13 protein-coding genes are annotated in these 15,283 nt (G+C 65.8%); 1 reads left to right on the top strand and 12 read right to left on the bottom strand.

Going from position 1 to position 15,283, the window contains the following annotated elements:
• Positions 1–57: 57 nt before the first annotated feature.
• Positions 58–1,668, top strand: coding sequence for an inorganic phosphate transporter (locus tag AC3QL3_RS03770; protein WP_492896965.1), 1,611 nt, complete (start codon positions 58–60; stop codon positions 1,666–1,668).
• Positions 1,669–1,842: 174 nt separating this feature from the next.
• On the opposite strand, the gene AC3QL3_RS03765 is transcribed toward AC3QL3_RS03770, so the two are convergent.
• The 12 genes from AC3QL3_RS03765 to sctV form a co-directional block, all read right to left on the bottom strand.
• Complete coding sequence (locus tag AC3QL3_RS03765) at positions 1,843–3,255, bottom strand: DUF1521 domain-containing protein (protein ID WP_492896964.1); 1,413 nt, start codon at positions 3,253–3,255, stop codon at positions 1,843–1,845.
• A gap of 208 nt (positions 3,256–3,463) precedes the next feature.
• Entirely contained in the window at positions 3,464–4,762 is a 1,299-nt protein-coding gene (locus AC3QL3_RS03760; RefSeq protein ID WP_492896963.1) for a type III secretion HpaP family protein, read from the bottom strand.
• Between the two features lie 4 nt (positions 4,763–4,766).
• Positions 4,767–5,252, bottom strand: coding sequence for a hypothetical protein (locus AC3QL3_RS03755; protein WP_492896962.1), 486 nt, complete (start codon positions 5,250–5,252; stop codon positions 4,767–4,769).
• The gene (locus AC3QL3_RS03750) at positions 5,249–6,601 is read right to left on the bottom strand and encodes a FliI/YscN family ATPase (RefSeq protein ID WP_492896961.1); all 1,353 of its coding nucleotides are present in this window, start codon (positions 6,599–6,601) and stop codon (positions 5,249–5,251) included. The genes AC3QL3_RS03755 and AC3QL3_RS03750 overlap by 4 nt, the downstream gene beginning before the upstream one ends.
• Entirely contained in the window at positions 6,588–7,274 is a 687-nt protein-coding gene (locus AC3QL3_RS03745; RefSeq protein ID WP_492896960.1) for a FliH/SctL family protein, read from the bottom strand. The genes AC3QL3_RS03750 and AC3QL3_RS03745 overlap by 14 nt, the downstream gene beginning before the upstream one ends.
• Positions 7,271–7,924 carry a hypothetical protein gene (locus tag AC3QL3_RS03740; RefSeq protein ID WP_492896959.1) on the bottom strand — a complete coding sequence of 218 codons (654 nt, stop codon included), beginning with the start codon at positions 7,922–7,924 and terminating at the stop codon, positions 7,271–7,273. The genes AC3QL3_RS03745 and AC3QL3_RS03740 overlap by 4 nt, the downstream gene beginning before the upstream one ends.
• Positions 7,914–8,786: a type III secretion system inner membrane ring lipoprotein SctJ gene (gene sctJ / locus AC3QL3_RS03735; protein WP_492896958.1), complete on the bottom strand. Its 873-nt coding sequence runs from the start codon at positions 8,784–8,786 to the stop codon at positions 7,914–7,916. Before sctJ ends, AC3QL3_RS03740 begins: the two co-directional genes overlap by 11 nt.
• Positions 8,787–8,796: 10 nt before the next feature.
• Positions 8,797–9,186, bottom strand: a complete 390-nt coding sequence (locus tag AC3QL3_RS03730) for a hypothetical protein (RefSeq protein ID WP_492896957.1) — start codon at positions 9,184–9,186, stop codon at positions 8,797–8,799.
• A gap of 148 nt (positions 9,187–9,334) precedes the next feature.
• On the bottom strand, positions 9,335–9,688 hold the full coding sequence (locus AC3QL3_RS03725) for a hypothetical protein (protein ID WP_492896956.1): 354 nt from the start codon (positions 9,686–9,688) through the stop codon (positions 9,335–9,337).
• Positions 9,689–9,713: 25 nt separating this feature from the next.
• Positions 9,714–10,907 (bottom strand): FHA domain-containing protein, encoded by a 1,194-nt coding sequence (locus AC3QL3_RS03720; protein ID WP_492896955.1) that lies wholly within the window; start codon positions 10,905–10,907, stop codon positions 9,714–9,716.
• A complete protein-coding gene (gene sctC, locus AC3QL3_RS03715) occupies positions 10,907–12,841 on the bottom strand; it encodes a type III secretion system outer membrane ring subunit SctC (protein WP_492896954.1) in 1,935 nt (644 codons plus the stop codon). The genes AC3QL3_RS03720 and sctC overlap by 1 nt, the downstream gene beginning before the upstream one ends.
• Before the next feature lie 108 nt (positions 12,842–12,949).
• Positions 12,950–15,019, bottom strand: coding sequence for a type III secretion system export apparatus subunit SctV (gene sctV / locus AC3QL3_RS03710; protein WP_492896953.1), 2,070 nt, complete (start codon positions 15,017–15,019; stop codon positions 12,950–12,952).
• Positions 15,020–15,283: the final 264 nt, after the last annotated feature.

The following is a 15,283-nucleotide window of genomic DNA, read 5'->3' as shown; positions in this document are numbered from 1 at the left end:
GTCACAAATCTGGCATGCGCCAGGACCATCCTCGTCGGCCCGCCCTGAGGATTCGTGATGTCATCGCCGAGCCTGAGCATCGATCGCGCATCGCCGCGCCCCAATCTCGACAACAAACCCAATCCCTTGACCGGGCTGATCTTCATCGCCCTGCTCGTCGCCGGCCTCGCCTTCAGCGCCTGGAGTCTGGTGTCGGACATCGGCAACGCCGAAGGCGGCGTGTTGCGCACGACCTGGCTGCCCTACTTCTTGCTCGGCATCGCGCTTCTGATCGCGCTCGGTTTCGAGTTCGTCAACGGCTTTCACGACACCGCCAACGCGGTCGCGACGGTGATCTACACCCATTCTCTGCCGGCCAACTTCGCGGTGATGTGGTCGGGCTTTTTCAACTTCCTCGGCGTGCTGCTGTCGAGCGGTGCGGTCGCGTTCGGCATCATCTCGCTGCTGCCGGTCGAGCTGATCCTGCAAGTGGGTTCCTCCGCCGGGTTCGCGATGGTGTTCGCCCTTCTGATCGCGGCGATCATTTGGAACCTCGGCACCTGGTGGTTCGGCCTGCCGGCTTCCTCCTCGCATACCTTGATCGGTTCGATCATCGGCGTCGGCGTCGCCAATGCGCTGATGCACGGCCGCGACGGCACCAGCGGGGTCGATTGGGCGCAGGCGACCAAGGTCGGCTATTCGCTGCTGCTGTCGCCGCTGATCGGCTTCGGCCTGGCCGCGCTGCTGCTGATCCTGCTGCGCGCGCTGGTGAAGAATCCGGCCTTGTATCGCGAACCCAAGGGCAACACGCCGCCGCCGTGGTGGATTCGCGGCATCCTGATCCTGACCTGCACCGGCGTCTCCTTCGCGCACGGCTCCAACGACGGCCAGAAGGGCATGGGCTTGATCATGCTGATCCTGGTCGGCACCGTGCCGATGGCCTACGCGCTCAACCGCGCGATGCCGGCCGATCAGATGGTGCCGTTCGTGGCGATGGCGAGCGCGACGCAGCAGTCGCTGGCCAGCCCCGACCGCATCGCCGCGATCGCCGACCCGCGCAAGAACCTCGGCGAGTACGTGCGCACGCACGAACTCAAGCCGGAGGTGGTGCCGTCATTGGCCGCCGTGGTCGGCAACATCGGTCAACAGGTCAAAGATCACGGCACGCTGGCGAAGGTGCCGGCCGAGTCCGTCGCCAACGTGCGTAACGACATGTACCTCGCCTCCGAAGCGATCCGCTTCCTCAGCAAAGACGCCGGCAACGGCCTCGGGGCGGAGGCGAAATCCAACCTCGGCGCGTTCAAGAAGCAGATCGACGACGCCACCAAGTTCATTCCGCTGTGGGTGAAGATCGCGGTCGCGATCGCGCTCGGCCTCGGCACCATGGTCGGCTGGAAGCGCATCGTGGTGACGGTGGGTGAGAAGATCGGCAAGACGCACTTGACCTACGCGCAGGGCGCTTCGGCCGAACTGGTGGCGATGACGACGATCGGCGCCGCCGACATGTTCGGCTTGCCGGTATCGACCACTCACGTGCTGTCTTCGGGCGTGGCCGGCACGATGGTGGCGAATCGTTCCGGCCTGCAGCTCAGCACCGTGCGCAATCTGGCGATGGCCTGGATACTGACCCTGCCGGTCGCGATCGCGCTGTCGGGTTCGCTGTATTGGTTGTTCAGCCGAATCTTCTGATCGGCTCGACGCGGCGAACGGAGCGTTCGCCGCGTCGACTTCGCAGCGCGGGCAGCGGAGATTCCGGCACCTCGCGCCGTTGTGTTCGCGACCGCAGAACGTTATCCGCAAAAACGACTGAGCGCCCAGGCCGGTGTCGGCGTGGGCGCTCAGGCGCAGAAGTGTTACTTCAGATCAGCGACGATCGTTCACGACCGGCGTCGGCAGGTGGAAACGATTGTTGTCGTTGCCGCCGGTGTCGATGTTGTTGAACAGACGAATGGGCGAGAAGATCGGCGTGATGAACGAGCCGTGGTTCTCGTGGAAGTTGCCCGGCGTCGCGGCGCGATCCTGCGTGTTCGGATTGCCGTCGCGAACGCCGCTGAGGAACTTGCCGTCGACCTGGGTCATGTAGCCGCCGTCGTTCATGCGCAGCCAGCCGGCACCGTCCGCGTTCTCGTAGATGCTGGCGCCGTCATCGTTGGCGTAGTCGGCCAGACGGCCGCCGCCCTGCGACTGGCCGATCGTCAGATCGCCGAGCTTGTTCTGATCCAGACCCTGGATGACCATCGCCTGGTCGCCCTTGGTGATGACCAATTCGGTCGACAGCGTCATGTTCTTGTTGGCGTCGTACGGCGTGGTGTGGATCGTGATCTTGGTGCCGTCTTCGAGGTTCAGCGTCATCGTGCCGTAGAAATCGCCGACCGGCTTGCCGTCGACTTCCATGTGCGGGTCACCCCAGATGCGCGTCTTCTCGCCGGTTTCCTTGTTGGTCAAGGTGAACTCGGAATTGCCTTCGTTCAGATCGAGCGTGTATTTGCCCAGATCGATGTGCGCCTTGCCGCCGTCCTGCTTGACGTCCCAGTTACCGCTTTGCGGCGGCTTGATGTCCTGCGCCTTGTTCAAGGTGTCGATGATCGCGCGCGATTCGACGTCGCTGATGTGGCCGTCGAGCGCGGCGAAGCCGATCTGCGACAGGATCTGCGAACGCTCTTCCGGATTGAGCTTGGAGAGGTCAGCGTCGCCGAGCGCCTGACTGACCGCCTGCTGGCCCTTGGAGCCGTCGCAGGTGTTGAGCATGCCTTGACCGGCGCCGGAGAACAGCGCGTCCTTGAAGGTCTGCACGACCTTGTCGACGGCGAAGCCGAGCAGGCCGCCGAACAGCGGATTGGAGGGGAACTGGCCGGCCGCCAACGCGATCGCCGAGGGGGTCCAGTTGGCCATCGCGCCGCCTTCGTGCGCGGTGCCGAACGCGTTACCGCGCACCGAGTCGGCCGGATTCCAGCCCTGGTGTCCCTGCGGCACGTTGAGCTGACCGTTGTTGCCGCCGATCAGGGTGTCGAAGAACTTGCCGGTGCTCTCATAGCCCTTGATCAGACCGCTGACGAGATTCGCATCGGCGTTGCTGATGAAGCCGTCCGCAGCGACCGTGTCGATGGTCGACATCAACACGTTCTTTTCCTGCGTCGACAGGCGGTTGGTATCGACCGAGTCCAGCGCCGCGCGAATCTGCGCCGCACCACTGCTCGAGTCGACGCGGCTCAGCGAGCCGTCGACGGCACCGCGAAATTGCGCATTCTCTACAAAATTTCCACCGATGGTCGTCATGACAGTCCCCTTCATGGATTGGGTTGAAGCAGCGGAGGCGAGTCTGCAAACTTTCCAACAAATACAACAGCCGGGACTATCCCTAGCTAGGGATTACCCTAAGCAAACGACACGGCCAAGAAGCTGCCCGGCCGAGCCGGGCGCGACGAGCCGGCCGGCACGCCGCGGAGCCGCAGACGTGCCGATCGGCAAGACAGGAAACATCGCCTCAGCCGTGGAAGACCGGCTCGATCGAGAGCTTGCCGAGCGCGCTGTCGGCGAAGCGCTGCACCAGCTCGTCCTGGTTCGCGAGCAGGGTGTCGTAGGCGTCGCGCGAACGCACGTCGGCGCGCAACTGCCAGCCGTCGTCGGTCTGCGTCAGCCACAGGTCGGTGCCCGGCAGGACGTCGTTCTGCATGCGCAGGAGCACTTCGCGCGAACGCCCGCGCGAGCTGCGCGGGTCCGTGACTAGCATCTGCCGGACATGCTTCTGCATCAGTTCCGACAAGGCCGGCGCGACGTTGCCCGAAGCCGCCGCCCGTTGCGGTGCGTCGGCCATCTGCTGCGGCTGCATCGGTGGCGGTGCCAGGTCGGCCGACATCGGTGTCGGCGTGCCCCCTGCGTTGGTCTGGGCCGCGCCTGCATCGCCGCCTTCGCCTTCCTTCGATTCGTCGGCGCTGCGTGCGCGGCGCGCAGCCGGTCCGGCCTCGGTTTGACCGTCGGCAGCCTTGCGCGCGACCTCCTGCGCCGACTCGACGTCGGCACCTGCGGACGTGGTCGCCTGTTTACGCTCGCCGCCAGGCTTGCGCTCCGTTTGGTCGGCTTCGCCGGAGCGGGATTTGCTCGTCTCGGCCAGCGACTTGCCGCCTTCCTGAAGCGGAATCGGGGTCTCGGTGCCACGCGCCGGCTGCCGCTCCTGCGTTGCGGCAGAGCGCTGCGCATCGTCGCCCTGACGCGGGTCCACCGATCGTTGCGAGTCGGGCGTCTGCCGCAGGTCGGCCGGCCGTCTCGCATCGGGCGCCTGCCGTGCATCGGCGAGACGCTCCGATTGAGCGGACGCACGCGCACTGTCGGACGCCGTCGTTTCCGGCCGATTCGTCTGGCTCTGCGCCTCGCGTTGCGCTGCGCTCGATTGTTCGTGTGCGGCGGCGGGATCCTTCTGCTCGGCGCCCGACGCGAACGCGCGCTGCATCAGCGTGCGGAAGCGCTCGGCCGTACTCAGCGTGGCCAGCTCGCCGTCGAATTTCGGCGTTTCGCTCGCGCCAGGCTGCGTGTTTGCGGACAGTTTCGCCGGATCGGACTTCGGTTCCTCGCGCCCTTTCCCTGGCGCCTGCATCAAGCTGCGGAACTTCGCGATTTCCTCGCGCGCGGGCGCTTCACCGGCCTTGCGTTCCGCACCTTCGCGCGCCGTGGTTTCGCGCGCGCCGGCTGTTTCCGCGAGACGATCCGCCTGTTTCTTGTTGTCGGCCTCGACGCGACGCCGATGCTGCGCGATCTGATTGGACGTGTCGCTGTTGTAGATGTACATGGCTTCACCTCATCGCGTGCGCGGGCGGACGGTGCAGTTCCTCGCCGTCCTGCTCTTCGCGCCGCTCTTGTTCGACTTGGCGCTTGCGCGACCAGTCGTCACGGAAGTTCTCCAGCGCATCGACCTTGGCCTGCGCCCGGCGCAGTTGCGAGATCTCTTCGCGCAATTTCGCCTCGGCCTGCATCACTTCGCGCTCGGCCCCGGCGAGTGCGGCATCGCTTTTGACGATCTCGTAGTCGAGCCATTGGCGATGCCGCTCGGCGCGTTCGAGCCAGTTCGGCGCCATCCGCTGCGGATCGTCGAGCGCGTGTTCGCACGCATACAGATGCGCGCGCCGGCGGTCGCCGACGTCCGAGCGCGCCTGCTTGGCGAGGTCACGCTTTTGTTCCGCTCGCGCGACTTCGGCGCGGCACTCCGACACGCGCTTCTGCGCGGCTTCCAAGCGCAGATCGCGTACGCGGCTCAAGGGTTCGAGCGGAAAGCGCTTCATCTGAACATCCCGGTCAGGCGTACCACGGCGTCGTCGTAGCCGCTGAGGTTCTCGGCCGGCTGACGCAGGAACGCATTGATGTCGGCGATCTTCGCCACCGCGACGTCGGCTTCCGGATCGTTGCCGGCGCGGAACTCGCCGAGCTGGATCAAAAGCTCGATCTCGCGGTACTTGGACAGATAGCGGCGCAGCAGACCGGCCGCCTCCTGGTGTTCGGGCGAGGTGACGCGCGGCATCACGCGGCTCGCGCTGGAAAGAATGTCGATCGCCGGATAGTGGTTCGCGGCGGCGAGCTTCTTCGAAAGATAAATGTGGCCGTCGAGGATCGAGCGCACCTCTTCGCCGACCGGATCGCCGCCCTCTTCTTCCTCGATCAGCACGGTGTAGAAGGCGGTGATGGTGCCGCGATCGTTGTTGCCGGCACGCTCGAACAGACGCGGCAGCGCGGAGAACACCGACGGCGTGAAGCCGCGCCGCGTCGGCGGCTCGCCCATGGCGAGGCCGACGTCGCGCAGCGCGCGCGCGAAGCGCGTGACCGAGTCCATCATCAGCATCACGCGCAGGCCTTGATCGCGGAAGTATTCCGCGATCGCGGTGCCGACGTAGGCGACGCGGCTGCGCTCCAGCGCCGGCCGATCGGAAGTCGCGACGACGACGACGCTGCGGCGCAGTCCTTCCGCGCCGAGACTGTCTTCGATGAACTCACGCACTTCGCGGCCGCGCTCGCCGACCAGGACGATCACGTTGACGTCGCTTTGCGCGCCGCGCGCGAGCATGCCGAGCAAGGTGCTCTTGCCGCCGCCGGCGGTCGCGAAAATTCCCAGGCGCTGACCTTCGCCGACGCTGAGCATGCCGTCGATCGCACGCACGCCGGTCGGCAGCGGCTGTTCGATCAGGCGGCGCTTGAGCGGATTGGGCGAAGCCGCGTAGACCGAGGCGCGCTGGCGCGCGTCGAGCGGACCTAAGTCGTCGAGCGGATCGCCGTGCGCATCGAGGATGCGGCCGAGCAGGCCGTTGCCTACCGGCACGCTGGCCTGGCGCCCGGTCGCGGTGACCGTGGTCGCCGCCGAAATGCCCTCGAGCGGACCTAGCGGCGTCAATAGGGTGTGGTTGCGCGAGATGCCGACCACTTCGGCCGGCAGCACGAAGCCGCTGTCGGCTTGTTCGAGCAGGCACAACTCGCCGATCGCGGCATTGATGCCGGTCACGCGCACGAGCGTGCCGTAGGCTTCGGCCACGCGCCCGACGCGTTGCAGCGTCTCGCCGCTGGCGAGTGCGCGCAACAGCGGTTGCGAGGTCGCCGCGGCGACCGCTTCGGGTGCGCTGATGGAGTCGTCAGTCAGCGGCATCGCCCGATTCTCCGCCAGCCTTGGACCTGAACTCGTAAGAAGTATCTGCGGCTGTCGTCTGCTCGCGCGCCATCGCGAGGATCGTGCGCACCTGATCGAGCTGCTCGCGCAGGCCGGCGCGCACGACGCCGCCTTCGGTCTCGATCACGCAATCGAATTGACCGAACTCCGGCGTCGCTACGATCTCGGTGGTCGGCATGCCGCCGAGTCCGAGGCCGTCGTTGGCCAGCCGCTGCTTGGTCGCCTCGGCCACGTCGGGATGCACGCGCACGACCAGATTCGGCTCGAACGCCAGCTGGCGCACCGCCTCTCCGACCAGCACCGGCACCAGCTTGTCGGCGCCGAGCGTCGGTGCGATGCGTTCGACCACGGCCACGGCAAGTTCGGTGAGCTGTCCGCGCAGGCGTTCGGCCAGTTGTTCGCGCGCCGTGTGCAAGGCGGCGGTGGCCGCGGCGAAACGATCCAGACCGTCGCGACGGCCTTCGGCGAAACCCTGCTCGCGCGCCTCGGCGCGCGCCGCTTCCAATTCGCCGTCGAGCGACTTCACGGCCTGATTGGCCTGATCGACCAATTCCTGCGCTTGGCTCAACGGCAGCCAGGCTGCGGCCGGGATGACGCGGCCGCTCACGCCGAGCGCGTAACGTTCTTTCAGATCGATGAAGGCGGCGCTCACAGGTGCGCGCCGGCCGCGCTTTCGCGCGCCGCTCCGAGGTACTGCACGACGGTTTCCGGCGGCAGCCACGCATCGCGGCGCTCGCCCGAAGTCGCCGCAGGAAAGGCGAGCTTGATGCGTTCGGCGAGCAGCGCATGCTGGCTCGCCGCGTAACTGAAGAGTTCGACGCGCCCGCGCTGGCGCAGCAGTTCGGCGATCGCGTCGCCGTTGTCGAGCACGCGCGCGAGACCGGCCAGAGCGCAATGGCGCACGCCCTCGGGCGTCTGGCCGCGCCACGGATCGGTGGTCAGCGCGAACGACAGGCGCGCGACGCCGATGGCTTCGCGCAGGCGCAAGACTTCGCTGCGATCGACGCGCGCGCGCAGCGCTGGTGAGAACGCGAGCGCACCGAGATCGAGCGCCGCGCCGCGCAGGCGCTCGCCGGAAAACAACGCGACCGGATGCTGCTCGACCCAGCCGGAGTCGTTGGCGGCGGCGAGGTCGAACAGTGCCGGCGCCGCGCGTTCGATACGCAACGCCAGCATGCGCCGGCCGAGCGGCGAAGTGCGCGCTCGCTCGACCAGGATCGGCGGCGCGTCACCGAAGCGGGACGCGTGGGCGCCGTCCAAGGTGGACTTCAGCAGCGCCGACCAGTGCGCATCAAGCGCCATCGCGACGGCTCTGTTCGGCCGAACGCCCACTCAGGAACGCAGCCAGAGCGGAGCGACCGCGCCACAGCAGCAGCAAGGCCGCGAGCAGGGTCAGTCCGGCGAAGGCGATCAACAGCCCGCGCGTGATGTCCATGCGCGTGGCGACCCGCAAAAGGTCGTTGGGCGCGTTCTTGTTCGAGTTGGTGTCCGCTGCAGTCGGCGTTTCCGCTTCCTGGAACGCAGCACGCGTGAAGAACTTGACGGTGACGCGATCGGGATTGTCGAGACCTTCGACGGCGTCCTTCACGATCGCCTTGATGTCGGTCTCGCGCTCCTGCACGTGCGCGCCGGGCACCACTTGCAACACCACCGAGGCCGAGGCCGAATCGGTCTTGCCGCCGATCAGGTCGCGGTCCGGCAAGGCCACGTGCACGCGCGCATTGACCACGCCGTCGATCTTCTGCAGCGTGCCGGCGAGTTCTTCGCTGAGCGCGTACAGATAGCGCGCCTTGTCTTCGGTCGGCGAGGCGACGAAACCTTCCTTCTTGAATACCTCGCCCATCGAGGGGTGCGCGCTGCGCGGCAGACCGCTGGCTTCGAGGATCGCCATGGCGTTGGGCAGGTTTTTCTTGCCCACGCTCACGATCCAATCGGTGCTGCGATCGACTTGGCGCTTGTCGGCGTCGATGCCCATGCGCAACAGCGCCGCTGCGACCTCGTTCGCCTGCGTCTCGTCGAGGTGTGAGTACAGCACCTGCGAATCGCTCATGCAGCCTGCGAGGCCGACCGTGAACAGCAATGCGGTCAACGCGCGCAGGGCAAAACGCGACCCGGCCGCGCGCGGCTCGGGTCGGAGAGTGAATTGCTGACGGGCCGGAAGCATGGCGGCGATCTCAGGATTGCTGACGGAACAACTGCTGGATGCCGTCGGAGGTCCGATTGGCGACGTTGGAGGTCAGCTCGGCGTGGAACACGAACTCGTGCGCCTTCACCGTCAACTGCATCATCTCGCTCGGCGTCGGATCGCCGCCGGCGGAAATCTTCGCCGCGAGATCCTCGATGTTGCCGGCGCGTCCGTTGAGCGTCTCGAGGTTCTGCAGCACCGCCTGAAAGCCAGGCGAGATGGGCTGGATCAGCGGCGGCTGGACCACTTGTGCCGGCGCCGCATTGGCATACGCTTCTTGGAAGCGCGCGACGTCGTACACCTGCGGCTGGGACTGCGGTCCCGTCGCTTGTGGTGTAGCCGTCAGCGCCGTCAAGTCGATCGACTGAACGGGTGTCATGGGAAGTTTCTCCTGGTTGGATCGACGGATCGTGCAGCGGCCCGCGAACAAACGAATCCATCCCGCGTGGTCGCTGCCGCACGGGCAGGACCACGAGGATGGAGAGAGCGTTCGTCCACGGATCGATGCATCGGTCTGCCGCCGTCGATTAGCCCTTGCGAGCCAGCGAGTTCGCTCCGTCTGCAACGGAGTTATTCGAGGTCGCGGCGCTGTTGGACATGAACGCCATCTTCTGCGATTCCGCCGTCAGCATGACCAGCGAACTCGGATTGTCCGAACCCTTGCCGCCGTCCGCGCCGTCGGTGTTGCCGACCTGGTTGGACAGGTTGACGATCTTTTCTGCCTGCTTGTCGAGGCACTCGCCCCAGGCGCTGGCCAGCGCTTCGAACCAGCTCTTCTTCTGGCCGTCGGTGACCGGGCCGAGACCCACCGGGTTGGTGAAGATGTTCGAACCGCCCGCGGGGGCATTCGGCGCGATGCCGTTACCGATACGATCGCTCATTGCTCGTCTCCTTGGGTTTCAAGTTTCACTGCGTGGTAGCGTCGATCACGCTTTCGCGCGGCAGACGCTGGAGGTTGCCCGCATCATCGCGGACAAGTACTTCGCCGTACTCGATACCGATAAACGTGCCGCCGCGAGGCAGCTTGGCACCGACGTAATACAGCGATTTGTCGACCGAGATCAGGTACGAGTCGGGCCCGTTATCCACGATCTGGCGAATGCGTTTGCCTTCCGGAATGGTCTTTTCTTCCGGCGGCGGGGTATCCAGATTCTGCAGGTCGATCTTGAGCTTGAGGCTCTCGTTGAAGTCGCGCATCGTGCGCGAGCCCAGGAAAGCCATCACGGCGGTCTCGTCGCCGAAGCGGCCGCGTGCGAGCACGTGGCCGTCGCCCTTCCATTCCGTCTTCGCGTGCAGCTTGCTCATGCGGAACTGCTCGGCGACGTCTTCGGCGATACGCGGTCCGCTCTTGGCTTCGATGTCGGCCTTGAAGCCGCGCTGATCGAGCTGGGTGCGCAGATTGGTCAGGTCCTCGCTGCGTTCGACGTAGCCGTTGACGATCAGGCGGCCGTCGCTGCGCGCATTGACGCGCAACCCTTTGTAGCCGAAACCTTCGATCAAGGTGCGCAGCTCACCGTCACGCGCCGCGGTCGCCACCGGTGTCGGCGGCGGCTTGGCGTTGTTCTGCGCCAATAGCAGCGCACCGGCGCTCGCGCCCATCAGCACCAATGCCACGCCGAGCGTCACGCCGCGGCCGCTGCGCTGACGCGGCGGCGACTGCTCGCCGCCTGCCGCGCGCGGCGTCGGTTCGATCTGCGACAGCAGGGTCTGCCAGCGTTCACTCCAATGCGGGCCGAGCGCGAAGCAGGCGTTACCGATGCGCAGTACCGAAAACGGCTTGATCTCCTGCGGATCGCCCGGATGCAGCACGCGATCGTCGATGCGCACTTCGGCATCGACCGCACGCACCGACAGCTCGCCGCCGCTGCGTGTGACGATGCAGTGGTGCGGAGCGACGCCGACGTCGGCGAAAATCAAATCGCAGTCGTCGCTGCTGCCGACCATCAGGAAGCTGCTTTCCTGCAGCTTGCGTTCGGCGCCGGCGTGTACGCCGGCGAGTACGCGCAGGGCCCAAGCCGAAGATGCGGGCTGACTGCCGCCCTTGGCCACAGCCTTGGGCGCTTCCTCGGCGGCACGCTTGCGCGTCGACCAGACTTGCATCAGGACTCTCCTCCGGCCGGCGCAGCGGCAGGTTTAGCGGTCGGCGCAGGCGCCGCCGGTTGCGGTTCGGGGATCGGCGCAGGCGTTGCCGGCACGGCGCTGCGCGCACCGTCGCTGGGTGTGCCGTAGCGTGCCTTCTCTTCCTTCGATGCCCACGGCAGTTCGGCGTGATCGCGCGCGTCTTGGTCGGCGCGAATCTGCTCGACCGTGACATCGGGCGAACTCGGCGCCTGCTGATCGGTGATGCGATTGGTGGCGACCAGGCGCGGCGTAATCAGGAACAGGCGCTCGTAGCGCGAGCGGTCCTTTTCGACCTGGCGGAACAGGTTGCCGAGCAGCGGAATGTCGCCGAGCAAGGGAATCTTGCGGTCGCTCTTGTCGTCGGTGTCGGTGATCAAGCCGCCGAGCAAGAGACTCTGACCTTCGTCGATCAAGGCTTGCGTATTGACCGCCTTGCGCTGCACCAGCGGGATATTGACCGACTGGCCGCCGGCGATGCTCTGGTTCACCTGCACGTTGCCGTCTTCGATCTGCACGATCGTGCGGATGCGGCGGCGGCCGCTTTCGTAGACCAGGTGCGGCGTCACGCGCAGCACCGTACCGGCGACGACGTTGAAGAGGTCGACGTCGTAGGCGCCGGCGACCGGCACGTAGATGGTCTGGCTGTTTTCGATCACCGCCTCGGTGTCGTTCAGCGTCATCACCTGCGGTCGCGCGACGATATTGGTGATGTCGTCGGTGGCGAGTGCATTGATGCGCGCGATGAACTTGCCGCCGTCGCCGACGATGGCGCCGATCTGGAAGCCGTCGAGCTGGTTCAAGAGGCTGATGTTGTTGTTACCCAGCGCGTCGGCGAGGCCGCGGCCGCGCGGGTCGGCAGTGCCGCGACCGAACTCGACCGCGGTACGCGCGTTCTGCCAGCGCCAATCGATGCCGTACTTTTTCGCCTTACCCTTGTTGACGTCTATGATCGTCGCTTCGATCTCGACCATCTGCGGTTCGACGTCGAGCGCCTGCACGAGGCGGTCGTACATGCCGATGCGGTCGGGCGCATCGCGCACGATGACCGCGTTGCGGAAGGTGTCGGCGACGATGCGTGCGTTCGGCGTCGCATCGGCCGCGGCATTGGCCGGCGGTGCCGGCTGCGACGGCAGGATGTCGCCTTCGTCCTGGCGCGCGGCGTCGCCTTCCGCTCCGGGCGGCGATAACGGCGGCTTGCCGACTCCGGCCAGACCGCTGCCGCGCAGCTTGGTCGAGGAAGGACGCAGCAGGCGATCCTGCGCGACGTAGGCGGACACGGAACTCGGCGCGACCAGCTCGCGCAAGAGCGAAGCGACGCCGGGCACCGTCTGTTGGCGATTGCCGATCGTCATCGTCATGTCGGCCGCCCAGGCGTAGCGCAGCTTGTAGTACTTGAACACCGTCGCGTTGCTCGGGCTCTGCCCGTTGATCGCGTCGGCGAGGTGCTGCACCTGCTCCACGAAGCGCGGCGCGCCGGTGATCATGACCAGACCGTTGCCGCTGGTCGCGGTGAAGGTGTTGCCGTCGTCACCGAGCTTCATTTTCTGGAACGCGCCGACGAAGTCCTCGACGCGTGCCGGCGGCAGGTTGGCGTAGCGCGTGGTGCGCTCCTGCGACAGATAAACGTAGACGGCGGAACCGTCGTAGTAGCTGATCAGGTCGTTCGCCGAGCAGATCGAGGTGAACACTTTGGACGGGCTGCCGCCGCGTTGGCCGCTGATCGTCGCTGCGCGCGCCCGCGCCTGCGGGCTGATTACGACCGAAAGCCCCTGATCGTTGAAGAACTCCTGCAGGAATTCGGTCAGCGGCCGCTCTTGCGGGTTGTAGCTGACCTCCGTGCGCTTGAACGGAATCGGCGCGGCTTGCGCCGCGGTTCCGCTCAGCATCATCGTGGTGGTCAGCACTAGCGCCATGAAAGCGACCCCAAATCGCGCTTTGTTCGTCCCCGCTCCCGCTACTCGCATCCTGAGCCCCTAGCCTAATGGTTTTAACGCAACCGCTGTTTGAAATTTGTTCTTAATTCAAGTCGCTGTGAGCTGCCCCAGTGGTACCAGCTTCACGTCCGGTACCAGCTCCTGATACGACAACACAGGCAAGGCCGGAAACTCGATCTCGGTGAGCTTGCGCAGATGCCTGCGCACGTCCATCGAGCACAGCAGAACGATGTTCGCGTCGGCACTGGCACGCACGCGTCCATGCACCTGCTCGAGCAGGCTTTCCGCCAATTGCGGTTCCACCGCGAGTTGGGCGCTGCCGCCGCTGACGTGCACGGAACGGCGCAGACGGTCTTCCAGCTCCGGATGCGCGACCAGGACGTGCAGGGTGCGGCTGGCGCCGGCATAGCGATCGCTGATGTGGCGGCGCAGCGCGACGCGCACGTACTCGGCCACCAGCACGATGTCCTTTTCGCGGCTGGCGGCGTCGGTGATCGCCTCGAACACGTCACGCAGATGGCGCACCGGAATGCGTTCCTCGACCAGGCGCTTGAGGATGTCGGCGACACGCTGCGGCGAGACCACGCGCAGCATCTCGCGCACCAGATCCGGATAGTCGCGGCTCAAGCCGTTGAACAGATTCGAGGTTTCCTGGATGCCGACGAACAAATTCAAATGCTGTTCGAAGGAGTCGCGCAGATGACGGCGCAGCACCTCGAGCGCACCGATCGCTCCTTCTGAGCCGCCCTCGATCTCGCGCCACTCACCGGGGAATGCAGGTAAGTAGGTCGAAGATTCGGCTGCACCGGCCGGCGCCGGCAGCGCCGTACGGTTGCCCACACGCGGCGCCGGCAGGAATCGCGCACCCGGATGCAGGCGCCCAATACCCACGCGTACACCGTGCACGAACACGCGGTAGGCGTTCGGCGGCAGGCCTTGACCGGCGCGCAGCGCGGGCGCCGGCATCGGCACACCGTATTCTTCGCGCAGCGTGCCGACCGTCTCGCGCAGCACGTTGCGCACATTGGCCGCTCCGAGCTGCTGCAGGGTCTGCAGATCCATCTCGAGCAGCAGCGCCGGCGGCGCGGACAGCTCGTCGCTGGCGACCACGTCCAGCGGCAGCAGCTCCTTGCTGTCGGCCACGCGGAACAGTTTGCGCAGGAAGCCGACACTGTGGCGGAAACGCCAGGCACCAAGGCCGGTGAAGGCGATCCCGAGCAGCAGGAACACGAAAACCGGGAAGCCCGGCACACTCATCATCAAGAGCGCGATCAAACCCGTGACCAAGATCACGCGCGGCTCGTTGGAGATCTGCGAGGCGATCGCCGCACCCAAGTGCTTGGCTTCGCCGTCGTTGGCGGTGCGCGTCACGATCAAGCCGGCGGACATCGACGCCAACAGAGCCGGAATCTGCGACACCAGGCCGTCGCCGATGGTCAGGATGCTGTAGGTGTGAACCGCGTCACCGAGTGACATTCCGCGCTGCAGCATACCGACCGCGAGACCGCCGAGCAGGTTGATGATGATGATGACGATGCCGGCGATGGCGTCGCCTTTGACGAACTTCATCGCGCCGTCGAGGCTGCCGTGCAGCTGGCTTTCGACCTCAAGCAGGCGGCGCTTGCGCTTGGCCTCGTCCTTGTCGACCAGTCCCGAACGCAGATCGGAATCGATCGAGAGCTGCTTGCCGGGCATGGCGTCGAGCGAGAAACGCGCGGCGACCTCGGCCACGCGTTCGGCGCCCTTGGCCACCACGATGAACTGCACCACCGTAATAATGAGGAAGATCACCAGGCCGACGACCAAATTGCCCGATACGACCACGTTGCCGAAGGTATCGATGATGTGGCCGGCGTCGGCGTGCAGCAGGATCGAACGGGTGATCGCAATCGACAGCGCCAGCCGGAACAGCGTGGTCAGCATCAGCACGCTGGGGAAGCTGGAGAATGCGGTCGGGGTCGGAATGTAGATCGCGATCAGCAACAGGCCGATGCCGATCAGCATGTTGACCGCGACCAGCGTATCGATGACCGCCATCGGCAACGGCAGGATCATCAACGCGACGATCGCGACCACGCCGAAGACGAGCACGATGTCGCTGTAGCTGCGCGAACCGCCGCCACCACCGAACTTGAACAAGGAAGCCACTGCGTTCACTGCATTGCCTCCCTGCGCGAGCGTACGTCCGCTCGCCACCCAGCTGACGTGGAGTCGTCGCGGAAGCACACGCGCCGATTTTCCCGAAGATCCTTACCCATAACACCGTCCACAAGAAGTTTTGGCATCCATCTCGGCCGTTTAGACGGCCAGACGACGAGTACGGCTTGCTTGTGATGAACCAGAAAACTGAACGACCCTGTGAGATCAGCCTAACAGAACGAAATGACGGTTCGCTTTGACCTAGGGAAAACCCTTGGTGAT

This window comes from Dokdonella sp. GW821-FHT11D02 (assembly GCF_058808595.1).
Note: the sequence above shows the minus strand (reverse complement) of the source record. Positions and strands in the feature narration are given on the sequence as shown.